Here is a 16,809-nt window from a genome sequence, read left to right as displayed (position 1 = left end):
TCTTAAATAAAGCTAAATGTAACAATGTAATTTTAAGCCATTAGTTTATAAGATTTTTTTAAATTTTATTTTTAAGGATTGCAACATGAAAATGCTATTTTTAGCCCCTGCCTTAGCATGTAGTCTTGCTTTTAGTGCCGATGTCATCGCAAAAGATGCCAATATAACGCTAGATGGCAAGATGATCGGAAAGATCGAGGTTTTAACACCAGTTGAAGTCGTCGAAAAAGGCGATAAAACGAGCAAGATCAAGGTTAGTGGCGTAGTTTCGGCAAACTATTTAGCCCAACTTCAAAGAAGTATAGAAGATCCTGAAGTTTTTGTAGCTTTTAATGACGAGAGCGAGGCAAATTTCAAAAAAGTAAAAGATCTTGAAGATGACTACGGCGAGGTTTGGTACCAAGCTGAGGGCGTTTACGAAGTGCCAAATGACGCACTTGGTGGCGATACAAAAAAGCTTTACGTAAAAGCACAACAAATTTACGAAGAGACTTGTTCTGCATGTCATAGACTTCATGAGCCAAATAGCTTTACAGCGGCTCAGTGGCCAGCAAATTTAGCTGGAATGGTCGATGCAAAATTTGTAGCACTAGACGAAACTGACCTAAATTTAGTGCTCAAATACTTACAACACAATGCCAAAAAAGTAAAATAAATTTTTCATAAGGGAGAAAATATGAAAAGACGAGATTTTATAAAATTTTCTGCACTTGCAGCCACTGCGGCACAAGCGAACAGGATTGAAGGTGTGACAAAAACCATTTTTGACCAAAAGAAAACTTTTGGAGCAAATAGATTTGGTCTATTTTGGGCAAATACCAACTCAAATCAAATCGTCTCTGTTGATCCATTTGATGGTGATAAATTCCCAAATACCATGAACAACAGTTTGCCAGATCTCATCCAAAATGAAAGTCGCGTACTCTATCCGTACGTAAGAAAAAGCTACTTAAAGGCAAAAGGTGTAGCAAAAAGCGAGCTTCGTGGCAAGGAAGAATTTGTACGTGTTAGCTGGGATACAGCACTTGATTTAGCTGCAAAAGCCTTAAAAGAAAATTTTGACAAATATGGCCCTGAAAGCATCTACGGCGAATGCTACTGGTGGGGTGGTAGCGGTAAGATCAGCTGGGGCAGAACTGTTGGTCACAGGATGCTAAAAGTGCTTGGCGGATACGTCGAAGAGAGTGGCGACTACTCAACTGGAGCTGGCCTTGTCATCATGCCTCACGTCCTTGGAAATAGTGCGGTTTATGACGCTCCTACAAAATGGGAAGCTATGGTTAAAAATGCTAAGAACATCGTATTTTGGGGCACTGATCCGCTTGTAACTGGTCAAATTTCATGGCAGCCACCAACACACGATGGTTATCTTGGCATCAAAAAGATAAAAGATGCTGGCATTAAAACCTATAGTGTTTGCGTCTTCAAAAACGACACCACAAGATACCTTGGCTCTGAAACTATCATCGTTCGTCCAAACACTGACGTAGCAATGATGCTTGGTATGTGCCACTATCTTTATGAAAACAAGCTTTATGATGAGGAATTTATCAAAAAATACACAGTTGGCTTTAATAAATTTAAAGACTACCTGCTTGGCACAACCGACAAAGTGGTAAAAGACGTAAACTGGGCTAGTAAAATTTGTGGTGTAAAAGCTGAAGATATCGCTAAATTTGCTACTGTACTCGCAAAAGAGCCAAGCACTATCATTGCTGGCAGATCTCTTCAAAGACAAGATCACGGCGAGATGGGCTTTTGGGGCATAGTAACTCTTAGTGCGATGCTTGGCCACATCGGTAAAGAGGGTCTTGGATTCGAGTTTAACCTCTACTACGGAAACGGCAGTACTGATAAGATAGCACCTGCTCTAAAAGGTATCAGTACTAGGATAAGCGAGAAATATGAAAGCGTAGATGGCGCTCCATGGAAGAAATTTAAAAACGTAACCATCCCATCTTCAAGATCAATCGAAGCTTTGCAAAATCCTGGCAAAGAGATAGACTATGATGGCTCAAAGATCAAACTTCCACATATGAGAGTAGCTTACATGGCTTCTGGATCGATGTTTACAAGGCATCAGGACGTAAATAACGCCGTTAAAGTATGGCGTAAATTTGATACTGTAATAACTGCTGAGCCATTTTGGACAAGTACAGCTAAACTAAGCGACATCGTCTTACCAGTAGCACTTGAAGTCGAGAGAAATGACATCAACCAAAGTGTCCCATCAAGCGAATACATCGTGGCATACAAACCGGTAGTTGAGCCAATGGGCGAAAGTAGAAGCGACTACTGGATATGCTCACAAATTTGCAAACGCTGGGGCAGAGAAGAGGTCTTTACTGAGGGTAAAGATGAGCTTGGCTGGGCAAAAGAATTTTACGCAGATGCGGTGGAACAAGCTAAGGCACTAGATCTTAAAATGCCAAACTTTGATGAGTTTTGGAAAGAAGGATATGTCAAATTTGACAAAGACAATGAAGAGACAAAATACTACACAAGACTTAGTGCATTTAGAGAAAACCCACACAAAAATCGCCTTGGCACGCCATCAGGCAAGATAGAGATATACTCTCCAACTATTGCTAAATTTGGCTACAAAGACTTTGCTCCACACTTTGCTTGGATCGAGCCGTTTGAGTGGCTTGGTAGTGAAAAAGCTAAGAAATATCCATTTAGCATCACAACCCCACACTCAAGATATCGCCTCCACTCTCAGCTAAATAACTCAATAATCAGAAACTATGCTGAAGTGAGCGCAAGAGAGCCTATGTTAATAAATACAAACGACGCTAAGAAAAAAGGCATCGCAACTGGTGATGTAGTGAGAGTCTTTAACGATAGGGGCGAAATTTTAGTAGGAGCGCTTGTCACTGACATTATCCCAGAGCGTGTCATCGCTATTTGCGAAGGTGCATGGTACGACCCTGAAGTGCTTGGCGAAAGAAGCCTTTGTAAGCATGGCTGCATCAATGTCCTAACACGCGACAAAGGTACATCTAGTATCGCTCAAAGCAACTGCGGACATACGATACTAGCGGATCTTGAAAAATATAAAGGCGAGATCAAACCAATAACTGCGTTTTCTAAACCAAAAATTTTACAATCTTTGTAGAATTTATATAAACTTAGCCCTCATTTGGGGGCTAAATTATTTTTAGGTCATTTATATCTTCAAATTTGATCCTAGTTTTTACAACCATAAGAGTTTTATTTTTGAAATTTACGTCAGATATTAGTCCGCTAGCACTTGTATAGGCGTAGCCGTCATGATAGCTCACATATACTTCATCAGCTGGTCTTAACTTGCTTATCTTTTTTAAAATTTCATCGACCTTGCTCTCGTCAAGCTCTAGTTTTTCGCATTTCTCTCGCTCTTTTTGTCGCAGGGTTCGCTCTAAGGTTGAGAGAGGATTAAACGAGCTAAAAATTTTTGCTCTATCTTTACTCGCCACTTTTGTGCCCTCCGATCTTTTTATTTCGGTCTTGCCCAGTGGCTTCTGGTAGTAGATCGATCGCTCTTAAAACCGAGTTTTTACCAAATTTTTCTTTTATGAGATTTAGGGATTTTAAAACCGCCTTTTCTTTAGTGTCATCCTCAAAAAGACTAGAGTGAGCGAGGCTCTCTTTTACTACGTCGTTTGCACTGATGCTAATTTGCCTAATCAGCCCAACATTTTTTATCTTGTTTAAAAGTAGCTCTTCGGCCAAACTCATCAGCACACTTGAGACATTTGTTGGTGTCTTAAACCGAACGCTTGCACGTTGTAGTGGCTCAAGCTTATCGGTAAATTTTATATTTATCGTTATTCCACTTGCCATTACTTCTTTGTTGATCATCCTAAGCGCTAGCCTATCAGCCATCTCTTTTAGTACGACTACCGCCTCGCAACGCTCATAGTCTCTTGGTAAAATTTCAGAGCTAAAGTAGGATTTTGAGCTTGGTTTATATGCTTTTATGTCAGCTATTGTCGTTGGCTCTATGCCATTTGCGTGATCTATCGTTATATAGGCATCAACTCCAAAAAATTTCTCAAGTAGGCTTCGCGGAGCATTTGCTATATCTTTCATACAAAAAATTCCATGTTTTTCCAGCTTTAGCCTAGTTTGCTTACCGATACGCCAAAAGTCATCTAGTGGTTGATGCGTCCAAAGACGTTCTTTATAAAGCTGCTCGTCTAAAAATGCAATCCCATCATCACTGTGCTTAGCCAAGATATCAAGGGCGATTTTTGCAAGGTATAAATTTGTGCCCATGCCACAGGTGGCCGTCACGCCAGTAGTTTTTAAAATTTCATCCATTATCTTTTTGGCTATGGATTTTGCATCGGTATTATAAAATTTAACATAAGAAGTAAGATCGATAAAGGCCTCATCGATAGAATAGACGTAGATATCATCTTTTGAAACATACTTTAGGTATATCTCATAAATTTTAGCCGCATAGTCAATGTAAAACTGCATTCTAGGCGGTGCAATGATAAATTTTATAGCCTTTGGTATCTCAAAAAGCCTGCATCTATTTTTCACACCTTTGGCTCTAAGAGCTGGACTAACGGCTAGGCAAACACTTCCGTTGCCACGGCTATCGTCAGCCACGACCAGATCGGCTTTAAACGGATCAAGTCCTCGCTCTACGCACTCAACTGAGGCATAAAAGGACTTTAGATCAATGACGGCATAAAATTTTTGTGCTTCGTTTTTCATGGAGTGATTATAGATGAAAATTAGTAAAAGTTCGTTTTTGAAAAATCGATCTTAAAGCTAAAATTTCTAATAAAAAATTTTTTAGAAACAAAATAAGCAAAATGGATAAATTTTACTAGTGGAGCCAGAGCAAATGCAACGCACAACGAAGTTAATATAATTGGTTCTACTATCGAAAAAAGTAGACAATCAGGTGTTTATATTGGTTTAACAGATAGAAGTGATGTGACTTTTAAAATGAATGACTTTATGAGCGACTCAATGGGAGCTATTGAGCTTGATCTAAATGCACTAGAAGTTGCAAATTTATTTGGTACATCTCATCTTGCTAAATATGCGTTTGCCGATGACTTTGGCTATAGAAGCGACGCGTATCAGCCAGCATACGAAAGCGATGAAAGAAATGTGATCAGTTTTGCAAATGTAAATGGATTTAAGGCAGACTATTATGAGAGCGGCATTGATCTAAAAGGCGTTGGCTTATCAGCCGGTGTAGCATTTAGTGCAAAAGAGAACATTTATGGAGCTTTTATAGAGAACTCGTACGCTAAATTTGATAACAGCAACGAAGATGCCAAAATAGATAGCAGAGTTAGAAACTATGGACTTGGTATTTTTTCAAGGCTAAATTTACCACGTGATTTTTATATGGATCTCATGGCAAAAGCTGGCAGGAGCCAGACTAAGGTTGATGCGAAAGATGTAGATTATAAAATCTCGATGCCATACTACAATGCTAGCTTTGGCGTCGGTAAAAAGATAAAATTTGATAGTTTTATACTTGATAGCGGGCTAAACTACGTGCTCTCTTATGTCGGTAGCGATGAGGCATATATCGGACAAAGTACATTAAAATTTAGCAGCGTTACATCAAGTAGAGCTAAAATTTACTCAAAAATAGCCTATGATGCTGGTAAATTTAATCATTATGGAAAAATTAGCGCTGAGTATAAATTTAACACCAAGTCAAAAATAGCGGTGATCCAAGAAGACGAGGAGATCAGCCTAACTCAAAAAGGTACAAGTTCAGAGGTTGAGGTCGGTCTAAGATATACGCCAACTTATGTGACACTCATAAATTTTGGCATAGCACAATCTTTTGGTAAAAAAGATCAAAGCAGCGCAAAACTTCAGTTTGCTTATAGATTCTAAAATTTAGTGGCTTTTAGGCCACTAAATTTTACTCGTTTTATAGATTTAGCCGTAAATTTTCTTTAAATTTTCAAGCTTTGTGCTAGCATTTAGTAGTAACATATCGGCGATAACTAGCCTTATCATCGCGGTTGTAACGACGCTTCCTCGTATGCCTATACAAGGATCATGTCTACCCCTTAGCTCAAAGTCTACCACTTCGCCAGCTAAATTTAGCGTCTTTTGCTCTTTAAATATCGAAGGTGTAGGCTTAAAATGGCTCTTTAGCACGATCTCGGCGCCACTGCTTATGCCCCCAAGTATGCCACCAGCGTTATTGCTCAAAAAGCCAAGTTCGTCCATCTCGTCGTTGTTCGCTGAGCCAAGCATAGAGCTTACATTCACGCCAGCACCGATCTCTACGGCTTTTACGCCGTTTATTCCCATCAAAGCCGCTGCTAAAGCGCTATCTAGCTTATCATAAAGTGGCTCGCCAAGACCAGCTGGTACGCCTTTAGCCACGCTTAAAACCACAGCTCCCACGCTATCGTGCTCGCTTCTAGCTTTATTTATCACTTCTTTCATCGCTTCTTCATTGCCAAGAGCATAAATTTGAGAATTTTTAGCAAAGTTAAAGTCTATTTTGTCGCTAAAAACTTTGCCTATACCAAGCACTCCACTTAAAATTTCTATATTAAACTCATTTAAAAGTAGCTGCGCAAAAGCCCCACCAGCTACTCTAACGGCCGTTTCTCTTGCGCTTGAGCGTCCGCCGCCTCTATGATCTCTAAAGCCATATTTTTTGAAATAAGTAAAATCCGCATGGCCTGGACGGAAAATTTCACGTAAATTGTCATAGTCATTTGACTTTTGATTGTTATTAAAAATGGCAAAGCCTATCGGCGCCCCAGTGCTTATACCATCAAAAAGACCACTAAAAATTTCTATCTTGTCAGCCTCGTCTCTTGCGGTTGTGAAATTGCTTTGTCCTGGGCGACGCTTGTCAAGCTCACTTTGGATAAAATCTGTATCGATCTTTAGCCCAGCTGGAAGTCCGTCTATCACGCCACCGATCGCCACTCCATGGCTCTCGCCAAAGGTTGTTAAGGTTAGTTTTTTGCCAAATGTATTCAAAATTTTTCCTATTTTTTGATTTTTTCTAGTGCGATTTTTGCTGCAAGCTGTTGGGCTTGCTTTTTAGAGTTGCCAACGGCGCGTGAAATTTCTTTTCCATTTAGTAGCAAGGCTATCTCAAATTCTTTCTTGTGATCAGGACCTGACGTGCCGATGAGTTCGTATGTTGGTATGACACCAAGACTGGCCTGAGTGACCTCTTGAAGAGCGGTTTTGTAGTCCTTTTCAAGGTGTGCAAAGTCGATCTGTGGATAGCAAAGTTCAAGCAGGGCGATCGAAATTTCTCGCACTTTATCAAGTCCAGCCTCAAGGTAGATAGCACCCATCACAGCCTCAAATGCGTCGCTTAAAATGCTATCTTTCTCGCGCCCGCCATTATTCTCTTCAGCCGTGCTTAGCCTTAAAAATTTACCCATTTTTAGATGCCTTGCCATATTTGCAAAGCTTTTTTCATTGACAAGTGCAGCTCTTAGCTTACTCATGTCGCCCTCTGCGATCTTGCTAAATTTTTTAAAAAGATACTCAGCCACGAGCAGATCCATCACCGCATCGCCCAAAAACTCGAGCCTTTCGTTATTTAGCGCTTGCTTGGTGCTCTTGTGCGTTAGCGCCTCTTCTAAAAGTTTAGTTTTTTTAAATTTATATCTAAGACTTTCTTCAAATTCTTCTAAAATTTTCATCTTTCATTCTCATCTTTTATTTTTAATGCCTCATCTCTTGCCATCTGGTCGCATTCCTCGTTTTCAGGGTGTCCAGCGTGCCCTTTAACCCAGCTTGCCATGACTTTGTGAGGCTTTGAAATTTCTAAATACTCCTGCCAAAGCTCGACATTTTTTACATTTTTAAAATTTCTCTTTTGCCAGTTAGAAAGCCACTCATTTATGCTATTTACTACGTATGAGCTATCGGTAAAAAGCCTTACCTCGCAGGGCTCTTTTAGCGCTTTTAGCCCCATTATCGCAGCTTTTAGCTCCATTTGGTTATTTGTCGTATATGCCTCTCCGCCGCTTGCTTTTTTCTGCGCTTCGTTAAATCTTAAGATGTAAGCCCAGCCGCCAGCTCCAGGGTTTCCAAGGCACGAGCCGTCGCTAAAAAGTGTTACTATCTTCACTTGATTTTTCTGTGATGTGGGATAAAATTTTGACACTTCCTAGCTCGTGACAGACCGGACATCGGTAAAAATGCATAGGAAATGAGTTTTTGCAGCTTTTGCAAACGTAGTTAAAGCTTAATCCTGCTGCGTCAAATTTAGCGTCTTTTAGTTTTTTGATGACGTTTAGCTCAAAACCATAAATTTCACATGGCTCATCTATATCGCCCTTTGCATAAAAGAGCGATTTATATTTTGGGTCGCTTAAATTTATAGGCGTTTTTAGATTATAAAGCAGATCGATCACGTCTTCAAAACGAGCAAAATCTTTTAAATTTTCTAAATTTTCATTGTGCCTCATGAAAAGTGCTAAGATCATACGTCTTAAAAGCTCAAAATTTTGGCTAAGACGAGAGAGAATTTCTACCTTTTCGCTAAAGCTTAAATTTCTATCATCAAGCGTGCTGATCGCCTTTATATAGGCCTTTTGATCTTTTACATTTACACCAAGTTCTTCAAGAGAATTTAACGCATAAAGAGCTTCTTTGTAGTTTTTAAGTTTTTCATCTATCATCGTTAAAAAGCGAAGTGCAAGCACATTTCTTGGGCTTAGTTCAAGCACTTTTTCAAAGACTTCGCTAGCTTTTTTTAAAAATCCAGCCTTAAAATAGACCTCTCCAAGCTCGTTTAGGATAAATTCTTTTTCATTTTTATCTCTAACTTTGCCAAGTGCTATGAGATAAACACTAATTGATTTTTCAAAATCACCATTTTTGGCAAAAGTTTGCCCTAGCATGCAAAGGCTTTGAGCGTCTATCTCTGGGCTTTGTAGCATCTGTTTATGCTCGCTACTTATGCCATCTTTGCTATCAAATTTTCTTATAAATTTTTCAATGCGTTTTTTCTCATCTTTGCTTGAAAAGATACCCCAAGCATAGCTTAATGCGGCTATCATCAAAATAATGCTAAATAAAATAATAAGGCTAAATATCGGATCTCTGTGCCCAATGAAAAAAATATCCACGCTCATACTTTGTAATAAAATTTTACTTTAATTATAACAAAGCGGTTGTATAATTTTGCTTATGATAGATCCAAAATCCATTGAAAAGCTTAAAAATCAAATCGATATCGTTGACATTATAGAGCACTATTTGCCAGTCAAAAAAATGGGTGCAAACTACAAATGTGTCTGCCCATTTCACGATGATAGAAATCCTAGCATGAGCATAAGCCAAAGTAGGCAAATTTTTCACTGTTTTGCTTGCAAGGCCGGTGGAGATGCGATCAAATTTGTAATGGATTATGAGAAGTTAACCTATCCAGAAGCTATCGAAAGAATAGCTAGCCTTGTAAATTTTAGCCTCGAATACACAAGCGATAAAGCCCCAACACAAAAAGAAAATAAGCATATTTTAGAAAAGGCAAATGCTTTTTATAGGAGCGAATTTTTCAAGCATGAAGCCGCTGTGAGATATATCTATTCTCGTGGCATAAATGATGCGATGATCGAGAAATTTGAGCTTGGCTGGGCAGGGGAGAGCGCTAGCACCATTAGGCTTTTACAAAATGAAAATATCGAGCCAAAAGAGGCGCTTGAAGTTGGAATCGTAAAGCAAAACGAGAAGGGAATTTATGCTAGTTTTATCGAGCGTATCACATTTCCAATATATGCGCACACGGCAAAGCTAGTTGGCTTTGGCGGTAGAACGATCTCAGATCATCCTGCAAAATATGTAAATTCTCCACAAAGCATAGTTTTTGACAAGTCAAAGCTGCTTTACGGCTATCATTTAGCTAGGCAAAGCATTTTTGAAAAGAAGCAGATCATCATCACAGAGGGATATTTAGATGTTATCATGCTGCACTTTGCTGGCTTTACAAACGCCGTTGCCGTGCTTGGGACTGCGCTTACGACTAATCACTTGCCACTTTTAAAAAGAGGAGAGATAAGCGTAGTACTTTGTTTTGATGGTGACTCGGCTGGTATAAATGCCGCTATAAAATCATCTCGTCTTTTAGTGCAAAACGAAATAGATGGAAGCGTTGTAATCATAAAAGATGGTGCAGACCCTGCGGATATGGTATTTGCAGGTAGAAGCGATGAGCTAAAAGAGATGTTTGGCTCTGGGACTGAGCTTGGCGAGTTTTATATCGAGCAAGTTGTAAAAAAATATGATATTACGCGCCCAGTGCAAAAGCAAAAATGCTTAGAAGAGATAGTGGAATTTACAAATTCTCTAAAGCCAATAATCGCAAAAAGCTACGAATCACTGGTATCAAATTTACTCAAAATAGAGCTAAATACTTTTAGCCTTCATGTGCAAAGATATATAAATAGACAAGATCAAAATTTTATAAATGCTGCAACGACAAATAAACAAACGGCTCAAAAAAAAGATAAAACCGATATTTTGGAATTTAGCGTTTTAAAGAGCATGCTTGCAAATAAAAATTACGAAACTATCGTTTTAAACGAGCTTGAGGAGAAATTTTTCTTGCATCATAAAGATTATTTTCAAGCTGTTTTATTGCCAAATATTGAAGATAATGCGGTGCTTGTTAGAGAAATTTATGTTGATGAAAGCTCAAATGTGGCTTCTAGTGAAGATAGCCTTAAAGAGGCCATTTTAAAGCTAAAACTAAAATACTACGAGAAGCTTCGTGAAGATACCAGAAAATCACAAAAGCCAAATAAAATTGAAATAATGCAAAAAATTTCAGAGATTATTAAAGGCTTACACAACAAACTACAAAAAAATTAGATTTAAAAATTTAACACTTATTCAGCTTTAAATCATAAAACTAAATGTAAAATGTTCAAAGTAATAAATGTTTTTAAGATTAGTTTTATTTTTAAGGATTTATTATGATAAATTTTAAAAGATTTGAGGCGAATTTTAATGCTATAAGCAGATTTGGAGCATTAAAAGGTGGAGGGCTAACAAGGCTTGCATTTAGCAAAGAAGACTTGGAAGCTAGGAATTTTCTTATAAATTTAATAGAAGAAAATGGCTTTAAACTTAAAATTGACAATGTTGGCAATATTTTTGCCATATATGATGATGGCTGTGAGCCAGGCGAGAAGCCAGTTTGTGTGGGCTCTCACATAGATAGCGTGCCAAATGGTGGCTTTTATGATGGCACGCTTGGCGTTATGGCTGGATTTGAGGCATTAACCTCGATAAAAGAAGCTGGCATTAAACTAAAGCGTCCGCTTTGGCTCATAAATTTTTGCTGTGAAGAGTCAAGTAGGTTTAAGACAGCAACCATTGGCAGCAAGATAATAAGCGGCAAACTTGGTCTACAAAGGCTTCATGAATTAAAAGACGAAGATGGTATTTCGCTTTTTGAAGCGATGAGTAAATTTGGACTTGAACCACAAAATTTAAATGATTCTGTTTTAAAAGAACACTCAATTCATTCATATTTAGAACTTCACATTGAACAAGGCCCAGTGCTTGAGCGAAGCGGCATAAGCGTTGGCGTAGTAAGTGGGATCGCCGCTCCTATTAGATTTGAAATTATTATTCATGGTAAGGCAGATCACAGCGGTGCAACGCCGATGAATATGCGTAGTGACGCTTTGCTGGCTGCTTCACACATCATAATTGCTGCCAATAAATTTGCTAAAAACAAAAAAACAGCTGTGGCTACTGTTGGTTACGCACATGCAAAGCCAGGCGTTTTAAATGTCGTACCAGGCGAGGCGAGGCTTGGAGTTGATCTAAGAGATATTGATAAGACAAGCCTAGAAGAGCTAAATTTAGAGCTTAGAAATTTTATAAAAGAGCTAAGCGGTGAGCTAAATTTTAGTTATGAGATAAGAGAACTAAGCAGTGACGAGCCAGTAAAACTTAGTGAGCATGCTATAAATTTACTAAGCGAAGAAGCTACTAAACTGGGCATAAAAACGCTTACTTTGCCAAGCGGAGCTGGACACGATGCGATGAATCTAACAAAACTTGCAAGCAGCGTTGGTATGCTTTTTATACCTTGTGTCGGCGGTATCAGTCACAATACAGCAGAAGCTATAAATTTTGATGATGCTTTCAAAGCTACACAAATTTTAACAAATGCACTAATTAAACTATCAAATGAATAAGGAGAAATCTATGGATAAGATAGCAAATTTGGCTCTTTCTTTAAAAGATGAGCTGATCAAGGATCGCAGGTATTTTCACTCGCATCCAGAGACTGGTTGGTTTACATTTTTTACAACCGCTGTGTTAGCAAAGAGGCTTAGTGATCTTGGTTATGAAATAAGCCTTGGTGACAAGGTGGTTAAAGCTGATGCAAGACTTGGCCTTGGCTCAAAAGAGCAGTGCGAAAAAGCAATAGAAAGAGCCAAAAAGCTCCTAAGTCCTGAAGAGGCAAAATATCTTCCTTATATGAAAGATGGATTAACAGGCCTAACTGCCTTTATAGATACAAAAAGGCCTGGTAAATTTACAGCATTTAGGTTTGACATTGATAGTGTTGATGTGACAGAGAGTGATGAGCCTACTCACAGACCTTACAAAGAGGGTTTTGGTGCAGATATCGCTGGTATCACGCATGCTTGTGGGCATGATGGTCATATATCTATAGGCCTTGGTGTGGCAAAACTTATAGCTGAAAATTTAGATGAGTTTAACGGTAAGTTTAAATTTATCTTCCAAACAGCAGAAGAGGGCACAAGAGGAGCTGTGGCTATGGAAGCTGCTGGTGTGCTTGATGGTGTAGAGTATCTACTTGGCGGACATATCGGCTTTCAAGCAAAAACCAATAGAGGCATCATATGTGGAACAAATAAGCTACTTGCAACTTCAAAATTTGATGTACATATCACCGGTCGTTCAGCTCACGCAGCAGGAGCACCGCAAGATGGCGCAAATGCCCTTTTAGCCGCATCTCAAATGGCGCTAAGCATGCATGGTATCACAAGACATGCAAAAGGCGTGACCAGGATAAACGTAGGCGTTTTAAAAGCAGGTGAAGGTAGAAACGTCATCGCGCCAAATGGCTATCTAGCTTGCGAAACAAGAGGTGAAGACACAAATTTAAATGATTTTATGTATGAAAAATGCATGGATATCGTTAAAGGTGTGAGCGAAATTTACGGCGTAGAGAGTAAAGTTGTAAAAACTGGCGGCACAAACGGAGCCGATAGCGACAAAGAAGTAACTGAAATTTTCTATGAAGCAGCAAAGCAAAGTCCATTTATAGATGATGATAAGATCGTAAAAGAACTTGATTTTGGTGCTTGTGAAGATTTTGCTCATTTTATGAGAGCTTTGCAAGATAGGGGCGCAAAGAGCGGATACATGATGATAGGAACAAATTTAAAAGCAGGCCATCACAACTGTAAATTTGACTTTGATGAGGAGTGTTTGGTGGCTGGAGTTGATGTCTATCTAAGATCTGCTTACAAACTAAATGGAGTAAAAAAATGAAAAATGCTTTACTAATCAGTGCTTCAAGCTACCAAGATACTGGCTATTTAAGGCACTGCAAAAACTGGGTTAAGGAATTTTTAGGTGAATGTGGCAAGGAAGAAATTTTATTTATCCCTTACGCTGGAGTTAGGCGAACAAATGACGAGTATGAGCAAAAAGTAATTGATAGATTAAAAAATAGCAATATAAAATCAATCCATCACTACGAGGATAAAATTTCAGCTATCAAAAATGCTAGCAGTATCGCAGTTGGCGGCGGAAATACCTTTATGCTTCTTTACACGCTTTATAAGCTAAATTTGATTGAGCCTATAAAAGAAGCTGTGGCAAACGGCACAAAATATTTTGGCTGGTCAGCTGGTGCAAACATCGCTGGCAAGACGATGATGACGACAAATGATATGCCTATCATCATGCCAAAGTCCTTTGATAGCTTAAATATCTTCCCACATCAGATCAATCCGCACTTCATAAGTGGCAAGCTAGCAGGCCATAACGGCGAGAGCAGGGAGGAGAGGCTGGAGGAATTTTTAATAGCTAATCCGAAAGAGACCATTTACGCACTGCCTGAAGGTACGGCTTTGTTTATAGCGGACAACGAGGCTGAGGTCATAGGACACAGCGAAATTTTAAAATTTGAGTATCAAAAAGAGATAGAAAAAATAGAAGTTGGAACTAAATTTAAAATCTAAGCAAGGAGAGAGGTATGGAAACATTTAAGCTAATTGCTGCCATTCTTGGCATCGCGGCTGTTGTAGCACTTCTAGTCTTAAAAAAGGAGACAAGAACGGTGCTAATAGGTGTTGGTTTGGTGCTTTGTATAATCGCACTAAAACCGATGGGGGCACTAAGTGCTTTTACTGACTATATGACTAAAGCAGGGCTTATAAAGGCGATTTGTGCAAGTATGGGTTTTGCATTTGTTATGAAATATACAATGTGCGATAAGCACCTTGTCGCACTTCTTACAAAGCCACTTAAAAATGTAGGCTTTATCTTGATCCCCGCAACAACCGTGCTAACTTATTTTATAAATATCGCTATCCCTTCAGCTGCAGGATGCTCCGCTGCTGTTGGTGCGACACTTATACCGCTTCTAATGGCTTCAGGCATCCGCCCAGCTATGGCTGGTGCTGCTGTTTTTGCGGGTACATTTGGTGGAGTCTTAAGCCCAGGATCGGCTCACAACGTCTATGTGGCTGACCTTGTTAAAAAGACGGTTGAGGGCTACACAGTTCAAGATGTCATAAAAGTGCAAATTCCAAGTGCATTTACTGCCCTTGTTATCGTAGTGATCGCATTAGTTATTGTTGCGATACTGCTAAAAGACTATCAAAAAAATACAAATTTCACTCTTGAAAGTAGTACTGCTAGCGAAGAGAAGCCGCTATTTAAAGTAAATTTTATCTACGCCATTATGCCTCTAGTCCCACTTGTTATCTTGGTTATTGGTGGAACAAGCCTAGCAAAAGATTATAGCTTTCTTGCGTGGACAAAGATGGGCGTTGCTGAGGCGATGATACTTGGTGCGATCATAGCTATCTTTGCTACACTTACAAATCCGCAAAAGATCACAAAAGAATTTTTTAACGGAATGGGCCACGCTTATGCTGATGTCATGGGTATCATCATCGCAGCTGGCGTTTTTGTCGCTGGACTAAAGGCATGTGGAGCCGTTGATGTGGTCATCGCATGGCTTAAAACAGATCAAAGTTACGTTAAATTTGGCGGAACATTTGTGCCATTTATCATGGGTATAGTTACAGGTTCAGGCGACGCTGCTACATTTGCATTTAACGAAGCTGTCACAACAAATGCCGCTGCACTTGGCTTTGAACAAGACAAGCTTGGTATGGCCGCAGCTATTGCTGGTGCTTTAGGTAGATCGGCTTCCCCGATTGCTGGTGCTGCTATCGTTTGTGCAGGCATTGCGATGGTTAGTCCAGTTGAAATCGCTAAAAGAACATTTTTAGGTATGTTTATCTCTGTTGTAGCGATTGCATTTTTTGTCATCTAAAAGGATGAAAAATGGATATCGTAGAGAGATTTTTAAACTACACAAAATTTAACACTACAACAAATAAAGAGAATGGATTAAAAGGCGTTATGCCTTCTAACCCAACTGAGTACGAGCTGGCTAAGTTTTTAAAAGAAGAGCTTAGCTCACTAGGCATAAAAGATATCATCTTGCAAGACAATGCCATCTTGATAGCAAAAATTCCTGCAAACTGCGAAAATACTCCAAGTATAGCCTTTTTTGGTCACTTAGATACAAGTAGTGAGCAAAAAAATGATACCAAAGCTAAAATCGTAAAATACACAGGCGGTGACATCTGCCTAAACGAAGAGCAGGGAATTTATCTAAAATTTAGCGACAATCCAGAGCTTAAAAAATATGATGGTGACGACATAGTCGTGACTGACGGCACTAGCTTGCTTGGGGCTGATGATAAGGCTGCGATCGCAAGCATCGTAAATATGGCTAGCTATTTTATGCAAAATCCTGATATAAAGCACGGTAAAATCGTGATCTGCTTCGTGCCTGATGAGGAGCAGGGCTTACTTGGGGCAAAAGCACTTGATGTAAATTTGCTTGGAGCTGATTTTGGCTACTGCTTAGATTGCTGCGAGATAGGCGAGCTAATATATGAAAACTGGAACGCGGCTGACTGCACGATGGTCTTTAAAGGCGTTTCGGCTCATCCGATGAATGCAAAGGGCAAGCTTGTAAATTCGCTACTTCTTGCGCATAAATTTATCTCGCTTTTGCCAGGCGGCGAAGTGCCAGAGTGCACCGAGGGCAAAGAGGGCTATTTTTGGGTAAAAGAGCTTAGCGGAAACAGCGCAAAAACGACGCTCAAGATCGACATTAGAGAATTTGACGAGACGAAATTTCAAAAAAGGCTTGAGTTTTTAAGCGAGATGGCAAATTCTTTTAATAAAATTTATGCAGATCGTTGCGAGATCACGCTAAAAACACGCTATGAAAATGTCTTTAAATTTTTAAAAGATGAAAACTCACTGCCTATAAAGCTAGCAAAAGATGCCTTTAGCGAGCTAAATATCACGCCAAACATAAAGCCGATGCGTGGCGGATATGACGGTGCTGCGATCTCTGCAAAGGGCGTACCAACGCTAAATTTATTCACAGGCGGAAATAACTTTCACTCTATCTTCGAGTACTTGCCAGTTAGCAGCCTAAAAGCCGCAAGCGAAGTGATTAAAAAAATCGTAATTAACGCTGCTAAATAAACTTCGTAAAAGCCTAGATTTAGTAAATTTAGGCTTTAAATTTTACTTTTAGGA

The 16,809-nt window shown here is 39.3% G+C and carries 15 protein-coding genes; 9 read left to right on the top strand and 6 right to left on the bottom strand.

The annotated features are described in order from the left end of the window. Positions 1-85 precede the first annotated feature (85 nt). Positions 86-655 (top strand): hypothetical protein, encoded by a 570-nt coding sequence (locus FZ949_RS03970; RefSeq protein ID WP_103644661.1) that lies wholly within the window; start codon positions 86-88, stop codon positions 653-655. Positions 656-676: 21 nt separating this feature from the next. Beyond that, entirely contained in the window at positions 677-3,118 is a 2,442-nt protein-coding gene (locus FZ949_RS03965; RefSeq protein ID WP_148790157.1) for a molybdopterin-dependent oxidoreductase, read from the top strand. 31 nt (positions 3,119-3,149) lie between these two features. Here FZ949_RS03965 and FZ949_RS03960 read toward each other — a convergent pair whose 3' ends face one another. Both FZ949_RS03960 and FZ949_RS03955 read right to left on the bottom strand, forming a co-directional pair. Then, positions 3,150-3,458: a YolD-like family protein gene (locus FZ949_RS03960; RefSeq protein ID WP_262367779.1), complete on the bottom strand. Its 309-nt coding sequence runs from the start codon at positions 3,456-3,458 to the stop codon at positions 3,150-3,152. Further along, complete coding sequence (locus FZ949_RS03955; RefSeq protein WP_107956234.1) at positions 3,448-4,710, bottom strand: Y-family DNA polymerase; 1,263 nt, start codon at positions 4,708-4,710, stop codon at positions 3,448-3,450. Before FZ949_RS03955 ends, FZ949_RS03960 begins: the two co-directional genes overlap by 11 nt. A 225-nt stretch (positions 4,711-4,935) precedes the next feature. Between FZ949_RS03955 and FZ949_RS03950 the strand changes: the two genes are divergently transcribed. Continuing rightward, the gene (locus FZ949_RS03950) at positions 4,936-5,862 is read left to right on the top strand and encodes an autotransporter outer membrane beta-barrel domain-containing protein (RefSeq protein WP_103580299.1); all 927 of its coding nucleotides are present in this window, start codon (positions 4,936-4,938) and stop codon (positions 5,860-5,862) included. A gap of 45 nt (positions 5,863-5,907) precedes the next feature. On the opposite strand, the gene aroC is transcribed toward FZ949_RS03950, so the two are convergent. From aroC to FZ949_RS03930, 4 genes are read right to left on the bottom strand one after another with little or no spacing between them, the layout of a single operon-like run. Next, positions 5,908-6,975, bottom strand: a complete 1,068-nt coding sequence (aroC, locus tag FZ949_RS03945) for a chorismate synthase (protein ID WP_103580300.1) — start codon at positions 6,973-6,975, stop codon at positions 5,908-5,910. 8 nt (positions 6,976-6,983) lie between these two features. Next, the gene (gene rnc, locus FZ949_RS03940) at positions 6,984-7,655 is read right to left on the bottom strand and encodes a ribonuclease III (RefSeq protein ID WP_103580301.1); all 672 of its coding nucleotides are present in this window, start codon (positions 7,653-7,655) and stop codon (positions 6,984-6,986) included. After that, a complete protein-coding gene (gene rnhA / locus FZ949_RS03935) occupies positions 7,652-8,086 on the bottom strand; it encodes a ribonuclease HI (protein WP_103580302.1) in 435 nt (144 codons plus the stop codon). The genes rnc and rnhA overlap by 4 nt, the downstream gene beginning before the upstream one ends. Beyond that, positions 8,064-9,095, bottom strand: a complete 1,032-nt coding sequence (locus FZ949_RS03930; protein WP_257640310.1) for a tetratricopeptide repeat protein — start codon at positions 9,093-9,095, stop codon at positions 8,064-8,066. The genes rnhA and FZ949_RS03930 overlap by 23 nt, the downstream gene beginning before the upstream one ends. A gap of 55 nt (positions 9,096-9,150) precedes the next feature. Here FZ949_RS03930 and dnaG point away from each other — a divergent pair, with 55 nt between their 5' ends. The 6 genes from dnaG to pepT all read left to right on the top strand — a co-directional run bounded on the left by dnaG (position 9,151) and on the right by pepT (position 16,755). Continuing rightward, positions 9,151-10,830 carry a DNA primase gene (gene dnaG, locus FZ949_RS03925; RefSeq protein ID WP_148790174.1) on the top strand — a complete coding sequence of 560 codons (1,680 nt, stop codon included), beginning with the start codon at positions 9,151-9,153 and terminating at the stop codon, positions 10,828-10,830. A gap of 104 nt (positions 10,831-10,934) precedes the next feature. After that, the gene (locus tag FZ949_RS03920) at positions 10,935-12,170 is read left to right on the top strand and encodes a M20 family metallo-hydrolase (protein WP_107952894.1); all 1,236 of its coding nucleotides are present in this window, start codon (positions 10,935-10,937) and stop codon (positions 12,168-12,170) included. Between the two features lie 10 nt (positions 12,171-12,180). Then, the gene (locus FZ949_RS03915) at positions 12,181-13,500 is read left to right on the top strand and encodes an amidohydrolase (RefSeq protein WP_107952896.1); all 1,320 of its coding nucleotides are present in this window, start codon (positions 12,181-12,183) and stop codon (positions 13,498-13,500) included. Next, the gene (gene pepE, locus FZ949_RS03910; RefSeq protein WP_148790156.1) at positions 13,497-14,195 is read left to right on the top strand and encodes a dipeptidase PepE; all 699 of its coding nucleotides are present in this window, start codon (positions 13,497-13,499) and stop codon (positions 14,193-14,195) included. The genes FZ949_RS03915 and pepE overlap by 4 nt, the downstream gene beginning before the upstream one ends. A gap of 14 nt (positions 14,196-14,209) precedes the next feature. Further along, positions 14,210-15,520, top strand: a complete 1,311-nt coding sequence (gene dcuC, locus FZ949_RS03905) for a C4-dicarboxylate transporter DcuC (RefSeq protein WP_107952900.1) — start codon at positions 14,210-14,212, stop codon at positions 15,518-15,520. A gap of 11 nt (positions 15,521-15,531) precedes the next feature. Beyond that, the gene (gene pepT, locus FZ949_RS03900; protein ID WP_107952902.1) at positions 15,532-16,755 is read left to right on the top strand and encodes a peptidase T; all 1,224 of its coding nucleotides are present in this window, start codon (positions 15,532-15,534) and stop codon (positions 16,753-16,755) included. The last annotated feature ends 54 nt before the right edge of the window (positions 16,756-16,809 follow it).

Source organism: Campylobacter concisus (assembly GCF_902460545.1).
Lineage (GTDB): Bacteria > Campylobacterota > Campylobacteria > Campylobacterales > Campylobacteraceae > Campylobacter_A > Campylobacter_A concisus_AE.
This window is presented reverse-complemented; position numbering and strand designations above follow the sequence as displayed.

Bases quoted from the DNA above. Each gene is read 5' to 3' on its own strand.
- FZ949_RS03970 (WP_103644661.1), top strand. From the start codon at position 86: ATGAAAATGCTATTTTTAGCCCCTGCCTTAGCATGTAGTCTTGCTTTT.
- FZ949_RS03965 (WP_148790157.1), top strand. From the start codon at position 677: ATGAAAAGACGAGATTTTATAAAATTTTCTGCACTTGCAGCCACTGCG.
- FZ949_RS03955 (WP_107956234.1), bottom strand. From the start codon at position 4,710: ATGAAAAACGAAGCACAAAAATTTTATGCCGTCATTGATCTAAAGTCC.
- rnc (WP_103580301.1), bottom strand. From the start codon at position 7,655: ATGAAAATTTTAGAAGAATTTGAAGAAAGTCTTAGATATAAATTTAAA.
- FZ949_RS03930 (WP_257640310.1), bottom strand. From the start codon at position 9,095: ATGAGCGTGGATATTTTTTTCATTGGGCACAGAGATCCGATATTTAGC.
- dnaG (WP_148790174.1), top strand. From the start codon at position 9,151: ATGATAGATCCAAAATCCATTGAAAAGCTTAAAAATCAAATCGATATC.
- FZ949_RS03920 (WP_107952894.1), top strand. From the start codon at position 10,935: ATGATAAATTTTAAAAGATTTGAGGCGAATTTTAATGCTATAAGCAGA.
- FZ949_RS03915 (WP_107952896.1), top strand. From the start codon at position 12,181: ATGGATAAGATAGCAAATTTGGCTCTTTCTTTAAAAGATGAGCTGATC.
- pepE (WP_148790156.1), top strand. From the start codon at position 13,497: ATGAAAAATGCTTTACTAATCAGTGCTTCAAGCTACCAAGATACTGGC.
- dcuC (WP_107952900.1), top strand. From the start codon at position 14,210: ATGGAAACATTTAAGCTAATTGCTGCCATTCTTGGCATCGCGGCTGTT.
- pepT (WP_107952902.1), top strand. From the start codon at position 15,532: ATGGATATCGTAGAGAGATTTTTAAACTACACAAAATTTAACACTACA.